The 18,517-nt window shown below is 69.6% G+C and carries 13 protein-coding genes; 2 read left to right on the plus strand and 11 right to left on the minus strand.

Annotation, left to right across the window (positions count from 1 at the left end):
- Positions 1-9: 9 nt before the first annotated feature.
- From BMY04_RS18215 to BMY04_RS18240, 6 genes are all read right to left on the minus strand, one after another.
- Positions 10-723, minus strand: coding sequence for a GNAT family N-acetyltransferase (locus BMY04_RS18215; RefSeq protein ID WP_091184626.1), 714 nt, complete (start codon positions 721-723; stop codon positions 10-12).
- Between the two features lie 120 nt (positions 724-843).
- Positions 844-2,037 carry an elongation factor Tu gene (tuf, locus tag BMY04_RS18220; protein ID WP_091184629.1) on the minus strand — a complete coding sequence of 398 codons (1,194 nt, stop codon included), beginning with the start codon at positions 2,035-2,037 and terminating at the stop codon, positions 844-846.
- 164 nt (positions 2,038-2,201) lie between these two features.
- Complete coding sequence (gene fusA / locus BMY04_RS18225) at positions 2,202-4,295, minus strand: elongation factor G (protein WP_091184632.1); 2,094 nt, start codon at positions 4,293-4,295, stop codon at positions 2,202-2,204.
- Between the two features lie 123 nt (positions 4,296-4,418).
- On the minus strand, positions 4,419-4,889 hold the full coding sequence (gene rpsG, locus BMY04_RS18230; RefSeq protein ID WP_091184636.1) for a 30S ribosomal protein S7: 471 nt from the start codon (positions 4,887-4,889) through the stop codon (positions 4,419-4,421).
- Positions 4,889-5,260, minus strand: coding sequence for a 30S ribosomal protein S12 (gene rpsL, locus BMY04_RS18235; protein WP_091184640.1), 372 nt, complete (start codon positions 5,258-5,260; stop codon positions 4,889-4,891). Before rpsL ends, rpsG begins: the two co-directional genes overlap by 1 nt.
- A 326-nt stretch (positions 5,261-5,586) precedes the next feature.
- Entirely contained in the window at positions 5,587-6,282 is a 696-nt protein-coding gene (locus tag BMY04_RS18240) for an MOSC domain-containing protein (protein ID WP_091184644.1), read from the minus strand.
- A gap of 153 nt (positions 6,283-6,435) precedes the next feature.
- Here BMY04_RS18240 and BMY04_RS18245 point away from each other — a divergent pair, with 153 nt between their 5' ends.
- Together BMY04_RS18245 and BMY04_RS18250 are read left to right on the plus strand one after the other, a co-directional pair.
- Complete coding sequence (locus BMY04_RS18245) at positions 6,436-7,434, plus strand: ATP-binding cassette domain-containing protein (RefSeq protein ID WP_332452338.1); 999 nt, start codon at positions 6,436-6,438, stop codon at positions 7,432-7,434.
- Entirely contained in the window at positions 7,431-8,231 is an 801-nt protein-coding gene (locus BMY04_RS18250) for an ABC transporter permease (RefSeq protein WP_091184650.1), read from the plus strand. Before BMY04_RS18245 ends, BMY04_RS18250 begins: the two co-directional genes overlap by 4 nt.
- A gap of 74 nt (positions 8,232-8,305) precedes the next feature.
- Here BMY04_RS18250 and BMY04_RS18255 read toward each other — a convergent pair whose 3' ends face one another.
- The 5 genes from BMY04_RS18255 to rplJ all read right to left on the minus strand — a co-directional run bounded on the left by BMY04_RS18255 (position 8,306) and on the right by rplJ (position 18,443).
- Positions 8,306-8,755, minus strand: a complete 450-nt coding sequence (locus tag BMY04_RS18255; protein ID WP_091184655.1) for a hypothetical protein — start codon at positions 8,753-8,755, stop codon at positions 8,306-8,308.
- Between the two features lie 206 nt (positions 8,756-8,961).
- Positions 8,962-12,816 (minus strand): DNA-directed RNA polymerase subunit beta', encoded by a 3,855-nt coding sequence (locus BMY04_RS18260; protein ID WP_091184658.1) that lies wholly within the window; start codon positions 12,814-12,816, stop codon positions 8,962-8,964.
- 112 nt (positions 12,817-12,928) lie between these two features.
- The gene (rpoB, locus tag BMY04_RS18265; protein WP_091184661.1) at positions 12,929-16,414 is read right to left on the minus strand and encodes a DNA-directed RNA polymerase subunit beta; all 3,486 of its coding nucleotides are present in this window, start codon (positions 16,412-16,414) and stop codon (positions 12,929-12,931) included.
- Positions 16,415-17,357: 943 nt separating this feature from the next.
- Complete coding sequence (gene rplL / locus BMY04_RS18270) at positions 17,358-17,750, minus strand: 50S ribosomal protein L7/L12 (protein ID WP_091184665.1); 393 nt, start codon at positions 17,748-17,750, stop codon at positions 17,358-17,360.
- 15 nt (positions 17,751-17,765) lie between these two features.
- Entirely contained in the window at positions 17,766-18,443 is a 678-nt protein-coding gene (gene rplJ, locus BMY04_RS18275) for a 50S ribosomal protein L10 (protein WP_091184670.1), read from the minus strand.
- Positions 18,444-18,517: the final 74 nt, after the last annotated feature.

Genomic DNA, 18,517 nt, shown 5'->3' on the forward strand with positions numbered 1-18,517 from the left:
GTGCCGTGGTCAGGCGGGCGCGAGGAGGACCGTCGTCTGGCGCCCGACGGGCTCGAAGCCGAGCCTGCGGCCGAGGGCGAGCGAGGCCAGGTTCGTCTCGCGGCAACGCCACTCGGCGACGAGCCCGGCGTCGAGGGCGTCGTTGAGCGCGAGCGCCCCGACGAGGGTCCCGTGGCCCTCGTGCCGCAGCGCAGGCGGGGTCAGGACGCCGAGGTGGGCGAGGATGCCCTGCCGCTCGGCGTACCCGGCACCGGCGACGGGCGCCTCCCGGTCGTCGAGGAGGACGAAGCGCTGCTCCATGCCGGCCAGGCCGACCTCGGTGACGTCGTCCGGCGGGCACTCCCGCTGCAGGTCGGCGAGCAGGCCCTCCTCGTCGGCGACGACGGCGGCGTCCAGACCCGGGTGGTCGGCGTACGCGTCGGTGAAGGCGAGCACCGCCTCGCCCAGGAGCCGGGCCGAGCCCGGTCCCTCCGGCCCCTCGCCGGCCAGCCGAAGGAGGCCGGGGCCCGAGCCGAGCGTGAGGTCGTCGACGTCCGCCGCGCGTTCCAGCAGCCAGCCGGGCCCGACCAGGACGCGGTGCTCCCACAGCGACACGAACATCGCCAGCTCCGTCCTCGTCCGGGTCAGCCGCTCCCCCGGCTCGGCGAACGTGAACGCGTCGTCGAGCAACCCCAGCTCCCGCGCCCACGCCAGCTCCACGATGGCCCGCGTCCCGTCCTCCACGGGTTCGAGCCTAGGGACCGGACCAGGGCGCGGACGGCGGGTCCCGGTGCGGAACGTCCCCGGGACGCAGAAGGGCCCCGGGCAGATGCCCGGGGCCCTTCTGGATGGAGCTAGGTCAGATCACTTGAGGATCTTGGTGACGCGACCGGCGCCGACCGTGCGACCACCCTCGCGGATGGCGAACTTCAGCTCCTCCTCCATGGCGATCGGCTGGATCAGCTGAACGCTCATGTCGGTGTTGTCGCCCGGCATGACCATGTCGGTGCCCTCGGGGAGGTTCACCACACCGGTCACGTCGGTGGTGCGGAAGTAGAACTGCGGGCGGTAGTTGTTGAAGAACGGGGTGTGACGACCACCCTCCTCCTTCGACAGGATGTAGACGCGCGCCTCGAAGTCCGTGTGCGGGGTCGTGGTGCCCGGCTTGATGACGACCATGCCGCGCTCGACGTCCTCGCGCTTGGTGCCACGGAGCAGGAGGCCGACGTTCTCGCCCGCCTGGCCCTCGTCGAGCAGCTTGCGGAACATCTCGACACCGGTGACCGTGGTGGTCTGCTTGGTGTTGCGGATGCCGATGATGTCGACGGTCTCGTTGACCTTGACGACGCCGCGCTCGATGCGACCGGTGATGACGGTGCCACGACCGGTGATCGTGAAGACGTCCTCGACGGGCATGAGGAAGGGCTTGTCGATCTCGCGGACCGGCTGCGGGATGTAGGTGTCGACCGCGTTCATGAGCTCCATGATCGACTCACCCCACTTCTCGTCGCCGTTCAGCGCCGGGAAGGCCGCGACCTTGACGACCGGGACGTCGTCGCCCGGGAACTCGTACTCGGAGAGCAGCTCGCGCACCTCGAGCTCGACGAGCTCCAGGATCTCCTCGTCGTCGACCATGTCGCACTTGTTGAGCGCCACGACCAGGGCCGGCACCCCGACCTGGCGGGCGAGCAGCACGTGCTCGCGGGTCTGCGGCATCGGGCCGTCGGTGGCGGCGACCACGAGGATCGCGCCGTCCATCTGGGCCGCACCGGTGATCATGTTCTTGATGTAGTCGGCGTGACCGGGGCAGTCGACGTGGGCGTAGTGACGCGCCTCGGTCTGGTACTCGACGTGCGCGATGGAGATCGTGATGCCGCGCTGACGCTCTTCGGGCGCCTTGTCGATCTGGTCGAACGCCGACGCCTGGTTCAGGGTCGGGTACTTGTCGTGCAGCACCTTGGTGATCGCCGCGGTCAGCGTGGTCTTGCCGTGGTCGATGTGCCCGATGGTGCCGATGTTGACGTGCGGCTTGGTCCGCTCGAACTTGGCCTTGGCCACTGCTGGGGCTCCTTCTGGGTGTCCGCCACGCACTCGCGCGGCGCTTTCTGGGTGACTGGCTGGTTGCCGGTTCTGACCCGGCTGTCAAGTTTTCCCGCCCGTACGGCTCAGGTCAAACCGAGCCGTACGGAGCGGGAGGCGTCCTTGTGCAGGACGCCCGGGGATCACTCCCCGCGTGCCTTCTGGATGATCTCGTCGGAGATCGACTTCGGCGTCTCGGCGTAGGAGTGGAACTCCATCGAGTACGACGCCTGGCCCGAGGTCTTGGACCGCAGGTCGCCGACGTAGCCGAACATCTCCGACAGCGGGACCAGGGCCGAGACGACCTTGTTGCCGTGCATGTCGTCCATGGACTGGATCTGTCCGCGACGCGCGTTCAGGTCGCCGATCACGGTGCCGAGGTAGTCCTCGGGCGTCGTGACCTCGACGGCCATCACGGGCTCGAGCAGGGCCGGGTCGGCCTTGCGGGCGGCCTCCTTGAAGACCATCGAGCCGGCGATCTTGAACGCGAGCTCGGAGGAGTCGACGTCGTGGTAGGCGCCGTCGACCAGCGTCACCTTGATGTCCTCGACCGGGTAGCCGGCGAGCACGCCGAACTGCATCGCGTCCTGGATGCCCTCGTCCACCGCCGGGATGTACTCGCGGGGGATGCGACCACCGGTGACCGCGTTGACGAACTCGTAGCCCGAGCCCGCCTCCTGCGGCTCCAGGTTGATGATCACGCGACCGTACTGGCCCGAGCCGCCCGACTGCTTCTTGTGGGTGTACTCGACCTTCTCGACCGGGCGGCGCAGCGTCTCGCGGTAGGCCACCTGCGGCTTGCCGATGTTGGCCTCGACGCGGAACTCGCGCTTCATGCGGTCGATCAGCACCTCGAGGTGCAGCTCGCCCATGCCGGCGATGATCGTCTGACCGGTCTCCTCGTCCGTGTGGACGCGGAAGGTCGGGTCCTCCTCGGCGAGCCGCTGGATGGCGGTGCCGAGCTTCTCCTGGTCGGACTTCGTCTTCGGCTCGATGGCCTGCTCGATGACCGGCGCCGGGAAGTCCATCGACTCCAGCTGCACGGGGCTCTGCTGGTCCGACAGCGTCTCGCCCGTGGTGGTGTCCTTCAGACCCATCACGGCGACGATCTGACCGGCACCGACCGACGCGATCTCCTCACGCTTGTTCGCGTGCATCTGGTAGATCTTGCCGATCCGCTCCTTGCGGCCCTTGGTCGAGTTCAGCACTGTGGACCCGGCCTCGAGCTTGCCCGAGTAGAGCCGGATGTAGGTGAGCCGGCCCAGGTGCGGGTCGGCCGCGATCTTGAACGCGAGCGCGGAGAAGGGGTCGCTGCTGTCCGGGTGACGCTCGATGACCGTCGACTCGTCGCCGGGCTTGAACCCGTTGATGGCCGGCACGTCGAGCGGCGAGGGCAGGTAGGCGATGACCGCGTCGAGCAGGGGCTGCACGCCCTTGTTCTTGAACGCGCTCCCGCACAGCACCGCGGTGAAGCTCGCCGACAGCACGCCACGACGGATGGCGGCCTGCAGCAGCTCGGGGGTGACGGCGTCCTCGAGGTAGGCCTCGGCCAGCACGTCGTCGTGGTCGGAGACCAGCTCGACGAGCGCGGCGTGCGCCTCCTCGGCGGCGTCGACCATGTCGGCCGGGATCTCCTCGACGGCGTAGTCCTCGCCGATCGTGGTCTCCCCGCGCCAGGTCAGCGCCCGCATCTGCACGAGGTCGACGACACCGAGGAAGCCGCCCTCGGAACCGATCGGCAGCTGCAGGACGGCCGGCGTCGCGTTCAGACGGTTCTTGATCGTCGAGACGCAGAAGTCGAAGCTCGCGCCCGTGCGGTCCAGCTTGTTCACGAAGCAGATGCGCGGCACGCCGTAGCGGTCGGCCTGGCGCCACACGGTCTGGCTCTGGGGCTCGACACCCGCGACACCGTCGAAGACCGCGACGGCACCGTCGAGCACGCGCAGGGAGCGCTCGACCTCGACGGTGAAGTCCACGTGCCCGGGCGTGTCGATGATGTTGATCTGGTGGTTCTTCCAGTGGCAGGTCGTCGCGGCGGACGTGATGGTGATGCCGCGCTCCTGCTCCTGCTCCATCCAGTCCATCGTGGCGGCGCCCTCGTGGACCTCACCGATCTTGTAGTTGATGCCGGTGTAGAACAGGATGCGCTCGGTCGTCGTGGTCTTGCCCGCGTCGATGTGCGCCATGATCCCGATGTTGCGGACCTTGGACAGGTCGGTCTTGATGTCGACAGCCATGAAGTTGGCTACTCAACCTCTCGTGTGTGCTCGTGTGCCGTGGTTACGCAGGTATCAGCAACGCGGAGGCGCTGCTGATTCCCACGACGGCGAAGGAAGAGGGGGCGGGACGACCGCCGCTGGTCACCAGCGGTAGTGCGCGAACGCCTTGTTGGCCTCGGCCATCTTGTGCGTGTCCTCGCGGCGCTTGACCGCGGCACCCAGACCGTTCGAGGCGTCCAGGATCTCGTTCATCAGGCGCTCGGCCATCGTCTTCTCGCGACGCGCGCGGGAGAAGCTGACCAGCCAGCGCATGGCGAGCGTCGTCGCACGGGCGGGCTTGACCTCGATCGGGACCTGGTAGGTCGCACCACCGACACGGCGGCTCTTGACCTCCAGCGACGGGCGGACGTTGTCCAGCGCACGCTTGAGCGTCTGCACCGGGTCGATGCCCGTCTTGGTGCGGGTGCCTTCCATGGCGGTGTAGACGATGCCCTGCGCGACGGTCTTCTTGCCGTCCTGCAGGATCTTGCTGACGAGCTGGCTCACCAGCGGCGAGCCGTAGACCGGGTCGGCCGGGAGCGGCCGCTTCGGGGCGGGACCCTTGCGGGGCATTACTTCTCCTTCTTGGCGCCGTAGCGGCTGCGGGCCTGCTTGCGGTTCTTGACGCCCTGGGTGTCGAGCGTGCCGCGGATGATCTTGTAACGGACACCCGGCAGGTCCTTCACGCGGCCGCCGCGCACGAGCACCATCGAGTGCTCCTGCAGGTTGTGGCCGACGCCGGGGATGTACGCGGTGACCTCGACACCCGAGCTCAGCCGGACACGAGCGACCTTGCGGAGCGCCGAGTTCGGCTTCTTCGGGGTGGTCGTGTACACCCGGGTGCAGACGCCCCGGCGCTGGGGCGAACCCTTGAGGGCCGGGGTCTTGGTCTTCGCGACCTTGTCCTGGCGGCCCTTGCGGACGAGCTGGTTAATGGTGGGCACCGCGTCGTTTCTCTTTCTGTCTTCCAGCCTGGTGGTCTGTGTTCCTCGCGTGCTCCAGGGTCGTCCCCGGGGCACGGGTGCGACCACCTGCGCTGGTCGAGCACCCGCCGAGGACCGCCGATCAGGGATCTGATCGGTCCTCGTGCAGGAGGTCGCAGCCATGGAGCTCGCGCGAGAGGTCGGGCGCGCCCGAACACACAAGGGATTAGGTTATCCCGCCGACCCAAAGGGGTCAAAAGGGTGCCATGCCGACCCGGGTCCGCGCACGTCCCGACGCGCGGCGCGTCGGGTGCCGGCGTCCGGGACGCGGCAGCCGCACCGAGCCCTCAGGCGTCGTCGAGGACGAGCTGGCCGTGGCGCTCGACGACCTCGAGCGTCTCCGCGTCGAGGTAGGCGCGGGCCGCCAGCAGGCGGGGAAGGAGCTCGCGCTGCGTGGTCGTCGCCCGGAACACCAGCCCCGAGGTGACGTCGTGGTCGGGGACGAACGTCCGCACGATCTCGTCGCCCGCGCGCACGGTCCCGGCCCGCACCACGGCGAGGTAGGTCCCGGTCCGGGCCTCCGCCGTGAACCGCCTGACCCAGCCCCGCTCGGCGAGCCAGCCGGCGAAGGTGCGGCACGGGACGCGCGGGTCGGTGACCTCGAGCTCCACCGAGCGCTCCGGGTCGTCGGGGTCGCCCACGACCCAGCGCTCCCCCACCAGGGCGTCGGCGAGGTCGATCCCGACGGTCGTGAGGTTCTCCCCGAACGAGCCGTCGGACAGGCTGCGCCCGAGCTCGGGCTCCCAGCGGTCGAGGTCCTCGCGCGCGAAGGCGTACACGGCCTGCCGGTCGCCGCCGTGGTGGCGCGCGTCCCCGATGTAGTCCCCCACCAGCCCGCTGCCGAGCCCGCCCTTCTTGGGCCCCGGGGGCCGCACCTCGACCGGACCCGTGACCGGGCGCTTGTCGATGCCGGTCCGGCCGGTCTTGGTGCTGAACGGCTGGTCGATGCCCTTGCCGACGTTGACCGAGCAGACCCTGGGCACGGGGAAAGGCTAGTGGGTCCGGGCAGGTGCCGATGACCTGTTTCCCACCCTGGCACGGGTCCGCCGATGAGTCGGCGGCCCCGGGCGGGTCTGAGCGGCGTGCAGAGGACCGAGCAGGCGGAAGTGTCAGGGCCCGCGGCTAGCGTTCGCGCCGTGGACCTGGGGATCGAGGCGTCCGGCCTCACGAAGCGGTACAAGGACGTGGTCGCGCTCGACGGGGTCGACCTCGCGGTCCCCCGCGGGACCGTGCTGGGCCTGCTCGGGCCCAACGGCGCGGGCAAGACGACGACCGTGCGCGTGCTGACCACGCTGCTCCAGCCCGACGGCGGCAGCGCGCGCGTGGCCGGCGTCGACGTCGTGGGCGACCCCGCCGGCGTGCGCAGCCGGATCGGGCTGTCCGGGCAGTACGCGGCCGTCGACGAGTACCTCACCGGCTACGAGAACCTCGAGATGGTCGGGCGGCTCTACCACCTCGGCCGGCGGCGGAGCCGGGACCGGGCACGTGAGCTGCTCGACCAGTTCGGCCTGGGCGACGCGGCCAACCGCCCGGCCAAGACGTACTCCGGCGGCATGCGCCGCCGCCTCGACCTCGCCGGCGCCCTCGTCGCCGACCCCGAGGTGATCTTCCTCGACGAGCCGACGACCGGCCTCGACCCGCGGGCCCGGCTGGACATGTGGGAGGTCATCGCGTCGCTCGTCGCGGGCGGCACGACCCTGCTGCTCACCACGCAGTACCTGGAGGAGGCCGACCGCCTGGCCGACGAGATCGTCGTCATCGACCACGGGCGGGTGATCGCCCAGGGCACCTCGAGCCAGCTCAAGTCGCAGATCGGCGGCGAGCGGGTCGAGCTCACGGTCCGCGACGGCGCCCAGGTCGAGCAGGCCGTCGCGGCCCTCGCCGACCTCGCCACCGGCGAGACCGGCTCCGACGTCGCCAGCCGCTCGGTGGTGGTTCCGGTGACGGGCGGCGCCCCCGCCCTCGCGGAGGCCCTGCGCCGCCTCGCGGAGGCCGGGGTCGACCTCGAGGACGTGGGCCTGCGGCGCCCGACGCTCGACGAGGTGTTCCTCACCCTGACCGGTCACGCCAGCACCGGCGACGACCGGCCCGACCGGGGCGGCCAGGGCCGCACCACTGCAGGAGGAGACCGATGAGCCTGGCCACCACGCTCACCGACGGCGCGATCGTCGCGAGGCGCAACCTCATCAAGATCAAGCGGGTGCCCGAGCTGCTCGTGTTCACGACGCTGTCGCCGATCATGTTCGTGCTGCTCTTCGCCTACGTCTTCGGCGGCGCGATCGCCGGGGGCGACCCGCAGCAGTACCGCGAGTTCCTGATGGCCGGGATCTTCGCCCAGACCGTCATCTTCGGGGCGACGACCACGGGGGCCGGGCTCGCCGACGACGTGCAGAAGGGGATCATCGACCGCTTCCGGTCCCTGCCGATGGCCCCGTCGGCCGTTCTCACCGGTCGCACCCTCTCCGACGTCATCAACAACGTCATCGTGCTCGTGGTGATGTCGCTGACCGGGCTGCTCGTGGGTTGGCGGATCCACACCTCCGTCGGCGAGGCGCTGGCCGGCTACCTGCTGCTGCTCCTCTTCGCGTACGCCATCTCGTGGGTGATGGCGTGGGTCGGCCTGCTGATCCCGAGCGTCGAGGTGCTCAACCAGGCGTCGTTCATCGTCATCTTCCCGCTGACGTTCCTGGCGAACACGTTCGTGCCGCTGCAGTCGCTCCCCGGGCCGCTCGAGGCCTTCGCGGAGTGGAACCCGGTCTCGGCCATCACCCAGGCCGCGCGGGAGCTGTTCGGCAACACCGCCCTCGTCGCGCCGAGCGACGCCTGGCCGCTGCAGCACCCGGCGCTCTACACGCTGATCTGGACCGTCATCATCCTGGCGGTCTTCGTGCCGCTGACCAACCTGCAGTACCGGCGCGCAGCCAGCCGCTGAGCCCTGGAGCGGCGGCCGCGAAGGGGGCCTAAGAGGCGGGAGCGTCGGAGCCCGAGCGGGCGCGCGCAGGAGGCTCAGTGGCCGCTGACGCGCTCGTAGCGGCCGCGGAGGAAGGGCGTCCGCGGCTGGTCCGCCAGCTCGAGGTCGATGGCGTACGCCAGCCGCCGGCCGTCGAGCCGGAAGTCGTGGTGGGCGCTGCCCCGCGGGCTGCGGCGGACGAGGGCGAGGTGCCGGCCGGCCCAGGTGCCGGGTGCGGGCTCAGGCGCCTGCGCCGCGGAGTCGAAGAGCCACCACAGGACCGCGTCCGGCGACGACGGACCGGCGAGGAAGACCCCGTGGGCCAGGAACTCGGCGCCGTCGTCACGCACCTGGCGGTAGTCCTGCAGCACGGCCGTGCCGGCGAGGTCCTGCTTGAACGTGAGCATCGCCCGCGTCGTGGCGGCCGGGGCGAACGGCGAGGCCGACTGCTCCTCGACCCCCTGCCAGTTGCCCAGGAGGTCCCACAGCAGCTCGGCGACGCTCACAGCGTCACGGTAGCCATGCCCGTCTGCCCAGGAGTACCGGGCTGACAGCGGCGGCACGAGGTCCGGAAGGCGCACGGGCACGCCGATCCCGCTCGAGGGCCCTTCGACGAGCTCGGGGGGCGATCCCGAGCGGCATGTCCGGGGACGCCGAAGGGCGGGTCTGGCCGGAGCCGGACCCGCCCTTCGGGGTCGTGCAGGTGGTGCGACTAGCGGTAGTCGCCCAGGTCGAACTCCTCCAGCGGCACCGCAGCGCCCGAGCCCTGGCCGAAGTCGTAGTCGAAGGTGTCGTACCCGACCATCGAGTACGCCTGCGCCTTCGCCTCCTCCGTCGGCTCGACCCGGATGTTGCGGTAGCGGTCCAGACCGGTGCCGGCCGGGATCAGCTTGCCGAGGATGACGTTCTCCTTCAGACCGACGAGGCTGTCGGACTTGCCGTTGATCGCTGCGTCGGTGAGGACCTTGGTCGTCTCCTGGAAGGAGGCGGCCGAGAGCCACGACTCGGTGGCCAGCGAGGCCTTGGTGATCCCCATCAGCACCGGGCGGCCGGAGGCGGGGGTGCCGCCCTCGGCGACGACCTGGCGGTTGGCGCCCTCGTAGGCACGCCGGTCGACCAGGTCACCGGTCAGCAGGTTGGAGTTCCCCGACTCGATGACCGTCACCCGGCGCAGCATCTGCCGGATGATGATCTCGATGTGCTTGTCGTGGATCGGCGCACCCTGGGTCCGGTAGACCGACTGCACCTCGTCGACCAGGTGCTCCTGGACCCGGCGCACACCGAGGATCCGCAGGACGTCCTGCGGGTCGGGCGTGCCGGCGGTGAGCTGCTGGCCCACCTCGACGTGGTCGCCGTCCTCGACGAGCAGCCGAGAACGACGGCTCACCACGAACTCGGTCGGCTCGGAACCGTCGTCAGGGGTGACGACGATCTTGCGCGAGCGGTCGGCGTCCTCGACGGCCACGCGACCCGCGGCCTCCGAGATCGGCGCCTTGCCCTTGGGCTGGCGGGCCTCGAAGAGCTCGACCACGCGCGGCAGACCCTGCGTGATGTCGTCACCCGCCACACCACCGGTGTGGAAGGTACGCATCGTCAGCTGGGTGCCGGGCTCACCGATCGACTGCGCCGCCACGATGCCCACGGCCTCGCCCACGTCGACGAGCTTGCCCGTCGCCAGGGAGCGGCCGTAGCACATGGCGCACGTGCCGGTCACGGCCTCGCACGTCAGGACGCTGCGCACCCGCACCTGGGTGACACCGTGCCCGATCAGGGTGGCGATGTTCACGTCACCCAGGTCGACCCCGGCCGGCAGCAGGACGTTGCCGTCGGCGTCGAGGACGTCGGTGGCGAGCGTACGGGCGTACACCGCGGTCTCGACGTGCTCGTCGGCGACCAGGCGGTCACCCTCCTGCGTGGCGATGACCTTGGTCAGGCCGCGCTCGGTGCCGCAGTCCTCCTCGCGGATGATCACGTCCTGGCTCACGTCCACCAGACGACGCGTCAGGTAGCCGGAGTCGGCCGTACGCAGGGCGGTGTCCGCCTGACCCTTTCGGCCACCGTGGGTGGAGATGAAGTACTCCAGGACCGAGAGGCCCTCACGGAAGTTCGACTTGATCGGGCGGGCGATGATCTCGCCCTTCGGGTTCACCACGAGGCCACGCATGGCGGCGATCTGGCGCATCTGCACCATGTTCCCGCGGGCACCGGAGTGGACCATCATGTAGATCGGGTTGGTCTTGGAGAAGTTGGCCTCCATCGCCGCACCGAGCCGCGAGGTCGCGTCGGTCCAGATCTCGATGAGCTCCTGGCGCCGCTCGTCCTCGGTGATCAGACCACGCTCGTACTGGCGGTCGATCTTGCTCGCCCGGTCCTCGTACCCGGCCAGGAGCTCCGCCTTGTTGGGCGGTGTCTCCACGTCACCGATGGACACGGTGACCCCCGAGCGCGTGGCCCAGTGGAAGCCGAGGTCCTTCAGCGCGTCGAGGCAGTTGGCCACCTGGACCTTGGGGTAGCGCTCCGCCAGGTCGTTGACGATCTGACCGAGCTGCTTCTTGCCCACCTCGTAGTCGACGAAGGCGTAGTCGGTCGGGAGCGCCTCGTTGAACAGGGCGCGACCCAGCGTCGTCTCGAGCGTGATCGAGCCGCGCTCGTTCAGCTCGAAGCCGGCCGGCGGCCGGATCCCGTCGAGGCGCAGCTTGATCTTGGCCTGGACGCTCAGCTCGCCGCGGTCGAAGGCCATGAGGGCCTCCGACGTCGAGCCGAACGCACGACCCTCCCCGGCGACGCCGTCGTTCTGCATCGTCAGGTAGTACATCCCGATGATCATGTCCTGGGTGGGCATGGTCACCGGCCGGCCGTCGGCCGGCTTGAGGATGTTGTTGGTCGACAGCATCAGGATGCGGGCCTCGGCCTGCGCCTCCGCGGACAGCGGCAGGTGCACGGCCATCTGGTCACCGTCGAAGTCCGCGTTGAACGCGGTGCAGACGAGCGGGTGGATCTGGATGGCCTTGCCCTCGATCAGCTGCGGCTCGAAGGCCTGGATGCCGAGGCGGTGCAGGGTCGGCGCCCGGTTCAGCAGGACCGGGTGCTCGGTGATGACCTCCTCGAGCACGTCCCAGACGACGGGACGCTGACGCTCGACCATGCGCTTGGCGGACTTGATGTTCTGCGCGTGGTTGAGGTCGTCGAGCCGCTTCATGACGAAGGGCTTGAACAGCTCCAGCGCCATCGCCTTCGGCAGGCCGCACTGGTGCAGCTTGAGCTGCGGGCCGACGACGATGACCGAACGGCCGGAGTAGTCGACGCGCTTGCCGAGCAGGTTCTGACGGAACCGGCCCTGCTTGCCCTTGAGCATGTCCGAGATCGACTTCAGCGGCCGGTTGCCAGGGCCGGTGACCGGACGACCACGACGGCCGTTGTCGAACAGCGAGTCGACGGCCTCCTGGAGCATCCGCTTCTCGTTGTTGACGATGATCTCGGGCGCGCCGAGGTCGAGCAGCCGCTTGAGGCGGTTGTTCCGGTTGATGACGCGGCGGTACAGGTCGTTCAGGTCGGAGGTCGCGAAGCGGCCACCGTCGAGCTGCACCATCGGGCGCAGGTCCGGCGGGATGACCGGGACGGCGTCCAGCACCATGCAGGTCGGGCTGTTCTTCGTGGAGAGGAACGCCGAGACGACCTTCAGCCGCTTGAGGGCGCGGGTCTTGCGCTGGCCCTTGCCGTTGACGATCGTGTCGCGCAGCTCCACGGCCTCGGCCTCGAGGTCGAAGGTGTCGAGGCGCTTCTGGATCGCGTCGGCGCCCATCGAGCCCTCGAAGTACCGGCCGAACCGGTTCTTCATCTCGCGGTAGAGGATCTCGTCGCCCTCGAGGTCCTGGACCTTGAGGTTCTTGAACCGGGTCCAGACCGCGTCGAGACGGTCGAGCTCGCGCTGCGAACGGTCGCGCAGCTGCTTGACCTCACGCTCGGCGCCCTCGCGGACCTTGCGCTTGGCGTCGGACTTGGCGCCCTCGGCCTCGAGCGCGGCGGTGTCCTCCTCGAGCTTCTTCATCCGGGTCTCGATGTCGGAGTCCCGGCGGCCCTCGAGCTGCTTGCGCTCGACGTCGATCTTGGCCTCGAGCGAGGACAGGTCGCGGTGACGCGACTCGTCGTCGACGGACGTGATCATGTACGCCGCGAAGTAGATGACCTTCTCGAGATCCTTCGGGGCGATGTCGAGCAGGTAGCCGAGGCGCGACGGGACGCCCTTGAAGTACCAGATGTGCGTGACGGGGGCCGCCAGCTCGATGTGGCCCATGCGCTCACGGCGCACCTTGCTCCGGGTCACCTCGACGCCGCAGCGCTCGCAGATGATGCCCTTGAAGCGGACGCGCTTGTACTTGCCGCAGTAGCACTCCCAGTCCCGGGTGGGACCGAAGATCTTCTCGCAGAACAGACCGTCACGCTCCGGCTTGAGCGTGCGGTAGTTGATGGTCTCGGGCTTCTTCACCTCGCCGTGGGACCACTGACGGATCTCGTCAGCGGTGGCGAGGCCGATGCGGATCTCGTCGAAGAAGTTCACATCGAGCACGTTGTTGGTTCTCTCTTCTCGTTACGCGCGTGGTTCACAGAACGTGTGACTGGTGCCGGTCCCCCGGCGGGCTCGCGAGCAGTGCCGCGAGCCCGCCGGAGGGAGGCCGACCTCAGACTTCTTCGACGGCCCCGAAGCCCTCACCGGGGCGGCGGGACAGGTCGATGCCGAAGTCCTCGCTGCTGCGGTAGTCGTCCTCGGAGTCGCGGAGCTCCACCTCGGTGCCGTCGGAGGAGAGCACCTCGACGTTCAGGCAGAGGGACTTCATCTCCTTCACCAGCACCTTGAAGGACTCCGGGATCCCGGGCTCGGGGATGTTCTCGCCCTTGACGATGGCCTCGTACACCTTCACGCGGCCGGGGACGTCGTCGGACTTGATGGTGAGCAGCTCCTGCAGGGCCCAGGCCGCGCCGTACGCCTCGAGGGCCCACACCTCCATCTCGCCGAACCGCTGGCCACCGAACTGCGCCTTACCACCCAGCGGCTGCTGCGTGATCATCGAGTACGGGCCGGTCGAGCGCGCGTGGATCTTGTCGTCGACCAGGTGGTGCAGCTTGAGCATGTAGATGTAGCCCACGCCGACGGGCTCGGGGAAGGGCTCCCCGGAGCGGCCGTCGAACAGGTGCGCCTTGCCGTCGCCGTTCACGAGACGGTCGCCGTCGCGCGTCGGGAGCGTCTGGCTGAGCAGCCCGGTGATCTCCTCCTCGGTCGCGCCGTCGAAGACCGGCGTGGCCAGGCGGGAGTTCGCCTCGACGTGACCGACACCGACGTCGCGCAGGCGGGCCGCCCACTCGCCCTCGACACCCTCGAGGTCCCAGCCGGTCTTGCCCAGCCAGCCGAGGTGCGTCTCCAGCACCTGGCCGACGTTCATCCGGCTCGGCACACCCAGCGGGTTGAGCACGATGTCGACGGGGGTCCCGTCCTCGAGGAACGGCATGTCCTCGACGGGCAGGATCTTCGAGATGACGCCCTTGTTGCCGTGCCGGCCGGCGAGCTTGTCGCCGTCCTGCACCTTGCGCTTCTGGGCCACGTAGACGCGGACCAGCTGGTTGACCCCGGGGGCCAGCTCGTCGTCGGACTCGCGGTCGAAGACCCGGACGCCGATGACGGTCCCGGACTCGCCGTGGGGCACCTTGAGGGAGGTGTCGCGGACCTCGCGCGCCTTCTCGCCGAAGATCGCGCGCAGCAGCCGCTCCTCCGGCGTCAGCTCGGTCTCGCCCTTGGGCGTGACCTTGCCGACGAGGATGTCACCGGTCGAGACCTCGGCGCCGATGCGGATGATGCCGCGCTCGTCGAGGTCGGCCAGCATCTCCTCGCTGACGTTGGGGATGTCGCGGGTGATCTCCTCCGCCCCCAGCTTGGTGTCGCGGGCGTCGACCTCGTGCTCCTCGATGTGGATCGAGGTGAGGATGTCGTCCTGGACGATCCGCTGGCTGAGGATGATCGCGTCCTCGTAGTTGTGGCCCTCCCACGGCATGAAGGCGACCAGCATGTTGCGGCCGAGCGCCATCTCGCCGTTGTCGGTGCAGGGACCGTCGGCGAGCGGCGACCCCTTCTCCACGCGCTGCCCCTCGCTCACCAGCGGGCGCTGGTTGATGCAGGTGCCCTGGTTGGAGCGCTTGAACTTCGACAGCCGGTAGGTCGTGTAGGTGCCCTCGTCCTCGGCGATCTCGACGAGGTCGGCGGACACGGCGGTGACCACACCGGGCTTCTTGGCGACGGTCACGTCACCGGCGTCGACGGCCCCGCGGTACTCCATGCCGGTGCCCACGTACGGGGCCTCGGAGCGGAGCAGCGGCACGGCCTGCCGCTGCATGTTCGCGCCCATCAGGGCACGCGACGCGTCGTCGTGCTCGAGGAACGGGATCATCGCGGTGGCGACCGAGACCATCTGGCGCGGCGAGACGTCCATGTACTGGATGTCGTTGGCCGGCACGGTGTCCGGGTCGGCCTTGCGGCGACGGGCGAGGACCCGCTCCTCCGCGAAGTGGCCGTCCTCGGTCAGGGCCGCGTTCGCCTGGGCGATCGTGTAGCGGTCCTCGACGTCGGCGGTCAGGTAGTCGATCTGGTCGGTGACCTGACCCTCGACGACCTTGCGGTACGGCGTCTCGACGAAGCCGAACGCGTTGACCCGCGCGAAGGACGCGAGCGAGCCGATGAGGCCGATGTTCGGGCCCTCGGGCGTCTCGATCGGGCACATGCGGCCGTAGTGCGACGGGTGGACGTCACGGACCTCCATGCCGGCGCGGTCGCGGGACAGACCACCCGGGCCGAGCGCGTTCAGACGCCGCTTGTGCGTCAGGCCGGCGACCGGGTTGGTCTGGTCCATGAACTGGCTGAGCTGCGAGGTGCCGAAGAACTCCTTCAGCGCCGCGACGACCGGGCGGATGTTGATCAGGGTCTGCGGCGTGATGGCCTCGACGTCCTGGGTCGTCATCCGGTCGCGGACCACGCGCTCCATGCGGCCGAGGCCGGTGCGCAGCTGGTTCTGGATCAGCTCGCCCACGGTGCGCAGGCGACGGTTGCCGAAGTGGTCGATGTCGTCCTCTTCGACCAGCAGCTCGCCGCGCGGGGACTCGAGGGTCTCCTTGCCCTCGTGCAGCGCCACGATGAAGCGGATGGCGGCGACGATGTCCTCGGTCCGCAGCACCTGCTGGTCGAACGGCGCGTCCAGGCCCAGCTTCTTGTTGATCTTGTACCGGCCGACCTTGGCGAGGTCGTAGCGCTTCGGGTTGAAGTAGTAGTTCTCCAGCAGCGCCTGAGCGGCCTCGCGCGTCGGCGGCTCGCCCGGGCGCAGCTTGCGGTAGATGTCGAGGAGCGCCTCGTCCTGGGTGGTGACGTGGTCCTTCTCGAGCGTGAGCCGCATGGACTCGTACTCGCCGAACTCCTCGAGGATCTGCGCGTCGGTCCAGCCGAGCGCCTTGAGCAGGACGGTGACGTTCTGCTTGCGCTTGCGGTCCAGGCGGACGCCGACCATGTCGCGCTTGTCGATCTCGAACTCGAGCCACGCACCGCGGCTCGGGATCATCTTGCAGGTGAAGATGTCCTTGTCCGAGGTCTTGTCGGTGGTCTGCTCGAAGTAGACGCCCGGCGAGCGGACGAGCTGGGAGACCACGACGCGCTCGGTGCCGTTGATGACGAAGGTGCCCTTGTCGGTCATGAGCGGGAAGTCGCCCATGAAGACCGTCTGGCTCTTGATCTCGCCGGTCTCGTTGTTCATGAACTCGGCCGTGACGAAGAGCGGGGCGGCGTACGTGACGTCGCGCTCCTTGCACTCGTCGACGGAGTTCTTGGGCGGCTCGAAGCGGTGGTCGCGGAAGGACAGCGACATCGTGCCGCTGAAGTCCTCGATCGGGGAGATCTCCTCGAAGATCTCCTCCAGGCCGGACTTGTTGTTCACGTCGGTCTTGCCCTCGGCGAGGGCGGAGTCCACCCGCTCGCGCCAGTCGGCGTTACCGACCAGCCAGTCGAACGCGTCGACCTGCAGGTCCAGCAGGTCGGGGACTTCCATGGGTTCGGCGATCTTCGCGAACGAGATCCGGCCGGTGGTCGAGATGACCGGGTTGATGTTCTTCGAGGCGGTGCGCGAGGCGGCCAACTGCTGTGTCCTTCCGAGGCACTCGGGTGCTGTTGAGCTGTTGTCTCAGCCCAGGTGTCGAGCTGGTGCTGAGCTGCTGCCCGCGCGCATGGCAAGCGACCCGAGACAAACCGGTCCGGGTCGAAGGAGATGGCGAGGGCAAACCCCAAGGTTAGCCGCTACAACCGCGCACGTCAAGGCACGGGAGCAGGCCAAACCGAACCACGCAAATCTGCGCGGCTCGGTGAAGAGCATACCGCCGGGAGGCGGTCTGACAAGGAGCGACGCGAAAGTCGAGGCGGGGGTGGCGGGCGCGCGTCGTCAGGCGGGACGCGCCGGCGTGACGCGGCCCCCGCGCGGCCGCCGGTCTCCTGGACGAGGGCCCGGCCGGTACGCCTTCCCGGTCCAGGTCGCGCCGGGATCGGGAACACCGGCCGCTCGGCCCCGCCGCGTACCGCTCGCGGTTGCCGCACCACCCCGGCGCCTGGGTCTGCGCGCGACCCGCGCCCCTTCCCCGGCCGACCAGTGGTCACCGGTCGGCGACCTCCACGGCGGGTCGCGCCACTGCTGACCACTGGTCGCGGCCGGTGGAGAGCCGGGCGCCTGGCGAGGCGGCGTCGGCAGACGGACGGGCCCGTGCAGGCCCTCGTCAAGGGCGCCGACCGCGACTTCGCCGTGCAGTTCATGCGGGGGCTCCGCCGCTGAAAGCGGGTCTCTGGATCGCGCAGGAGCCGGAGCTCCACGCTCAGCGCGACCGCCCAGCCGGATCGAGCGACCCGCTCTCAGTAGACGCGTACCTCGCCGAGGGGAGATCACGCGCCCGTGCCGACGGTCGTCTCGCGCCGCCTGCCGGGGCCGACCGGCTGCTCGGGTCCCCGGACGCGCCGAGGCCCGGCCCCCTGTACGGGGACCGGGCCTCGGTGGTGGTGCAGCGTGCTCTCCCCCGGCGGACCAGGGGATCAGCTCACTTGTAGGAGACGGTGGCGCCGGCGGCCTCGAGGGCAGCCTTGGCCTTGTCCGCGGTCTCCTTGTTGACGCGCTCCAGGACGGCCTTCGGCGCGGCCTCGACCAGGTCCTTGGCCTCCTTGAGACCGAGGCTGGTGAGGGTGCGCACCTCCTTGATGACCTGGATCTTCTTGTCGCCGGCCGCCTCGAGGATGACGTCGACCTCGTCAGAGGCCTCCTCCTCCTCGGCAGCGCCGCCGGCGCCGCCGGCCGCGGGGGCCGCGGCAACGGCGACCGGAGCGGCCGCGGTGACGCCGAACGTGGTCTCGAACTCCTTCACGAACTCGCTGAGCTCGATGAGGGTGAGCTCCTTGAACGCGTCGAGGAGCTCGGCGGTGCTGAGCTTCGCCATGATGGCAGTCCCTTCTTAGTTGTTGTCCGCAGCAGGAGCTGCCGTCTCGGCGGAGTCCTCCGCCTGGGGTGCAGCGGCTGCTGCGGTGCCGGCCTCGTCGTCGACGGGGCTGGCGGTGGTGTCGGGCTCCGGATCGGTGCTCGCGGCGGGCGTCCCGGCCCCGGCGATGACCGCCGGGTTCTCGGTGGCGGCCTGCTCCAGCGCCGCCAGCAGACGGGCGGCCTGGGAGAGCGGGGCGGAGACGAGGCCGATGGCCTGCTGCAGGACACCCTGCATGCCACCGGCGACCTTGGCCAGGAGGACCTCGCGGGACTCCAGGTCGGCCAGCCGGCGGAACTCGTCGGACGTCATGGACTTTCCGTCCAGGACGCCACCCTTGATGATCAGGAGCGGGTTGGCCCGTGCGAAGTCGCGCAGCCCCTTCGCGACGGCGACGGCGTCGCCCTCGATGAAGGCGATCGCCGTCGGCCCGCTGAGGTGCTCCTCGACGCCGGGGACTCCGGCGTTGCGGGCGGCGATCGTGGTGAGCGTGTTCTTCGACACGGCGTAGGTGGCGTCCTCACCGAGTGAACGGCGCAGGTCCTTCAGCGCCTTCACGGTGAGTCCGCGGTACTCGGTCAGCACGGCGCCCTGCGAACCCTGGAACTTCTCCGTGAGCTCGGCGACCGCGGCTGCCTTGTCCGGCCTCGCCATGGATCTCCCTCCACTTCGTCACGCTACGGTGCGTAGCGCTTCCGAAGGAGCTGGACCCGGCGCGGGATGGTCAC

This window comes from Microlunatus flavus (assembly GCF_900110855.1).
In the GTDB taxonomy this organism is placed as follows: Bacteria; Actinomycetota; Actinomycetes; order Propionibacteriales; family Propionibacteriaceae; genus Microlunatus; species Microlunatus flavus.

Bases quoted from the DNA above. Each gene is read 5' to 3' on its own strand.
- rplJ (WP_091184670.1), bottom strand. From the start codon at position 18,443: ATGGCGAGGCCGGACAAGGCAGCCGCGGTCGCCGAGCTCACGGAGAAG.
- rpsG (WP_091184636.1), bottom strand. From the start codon at position 4,889: ATGCCCCGCAAGGGTCCCGCCCCGAAGCGGCCGCTCCCGGCCGACCCG.
- BMY04_RS18250 (WP_091184650.1), top strand. From the start codon at position 7,431: ATGAGCCTGGCCACCACGCTCACCGACGGCGCGATCGTCGCGAGGCGC.
- fusA (WP_091184632.1), bottom strand. From the start codon at position 4,295: ATGGCTGTCGACATCAAGACCGACCTGTCCAAGGTCCGCAACATCGGG.
- rplL (WP_091184665.1), bottom strand. From the start codon at position 17,750: ATGGCGAAGCTCAGCACCGCCGAGCTCCTCGACGCGTTCAAGGAGCTC.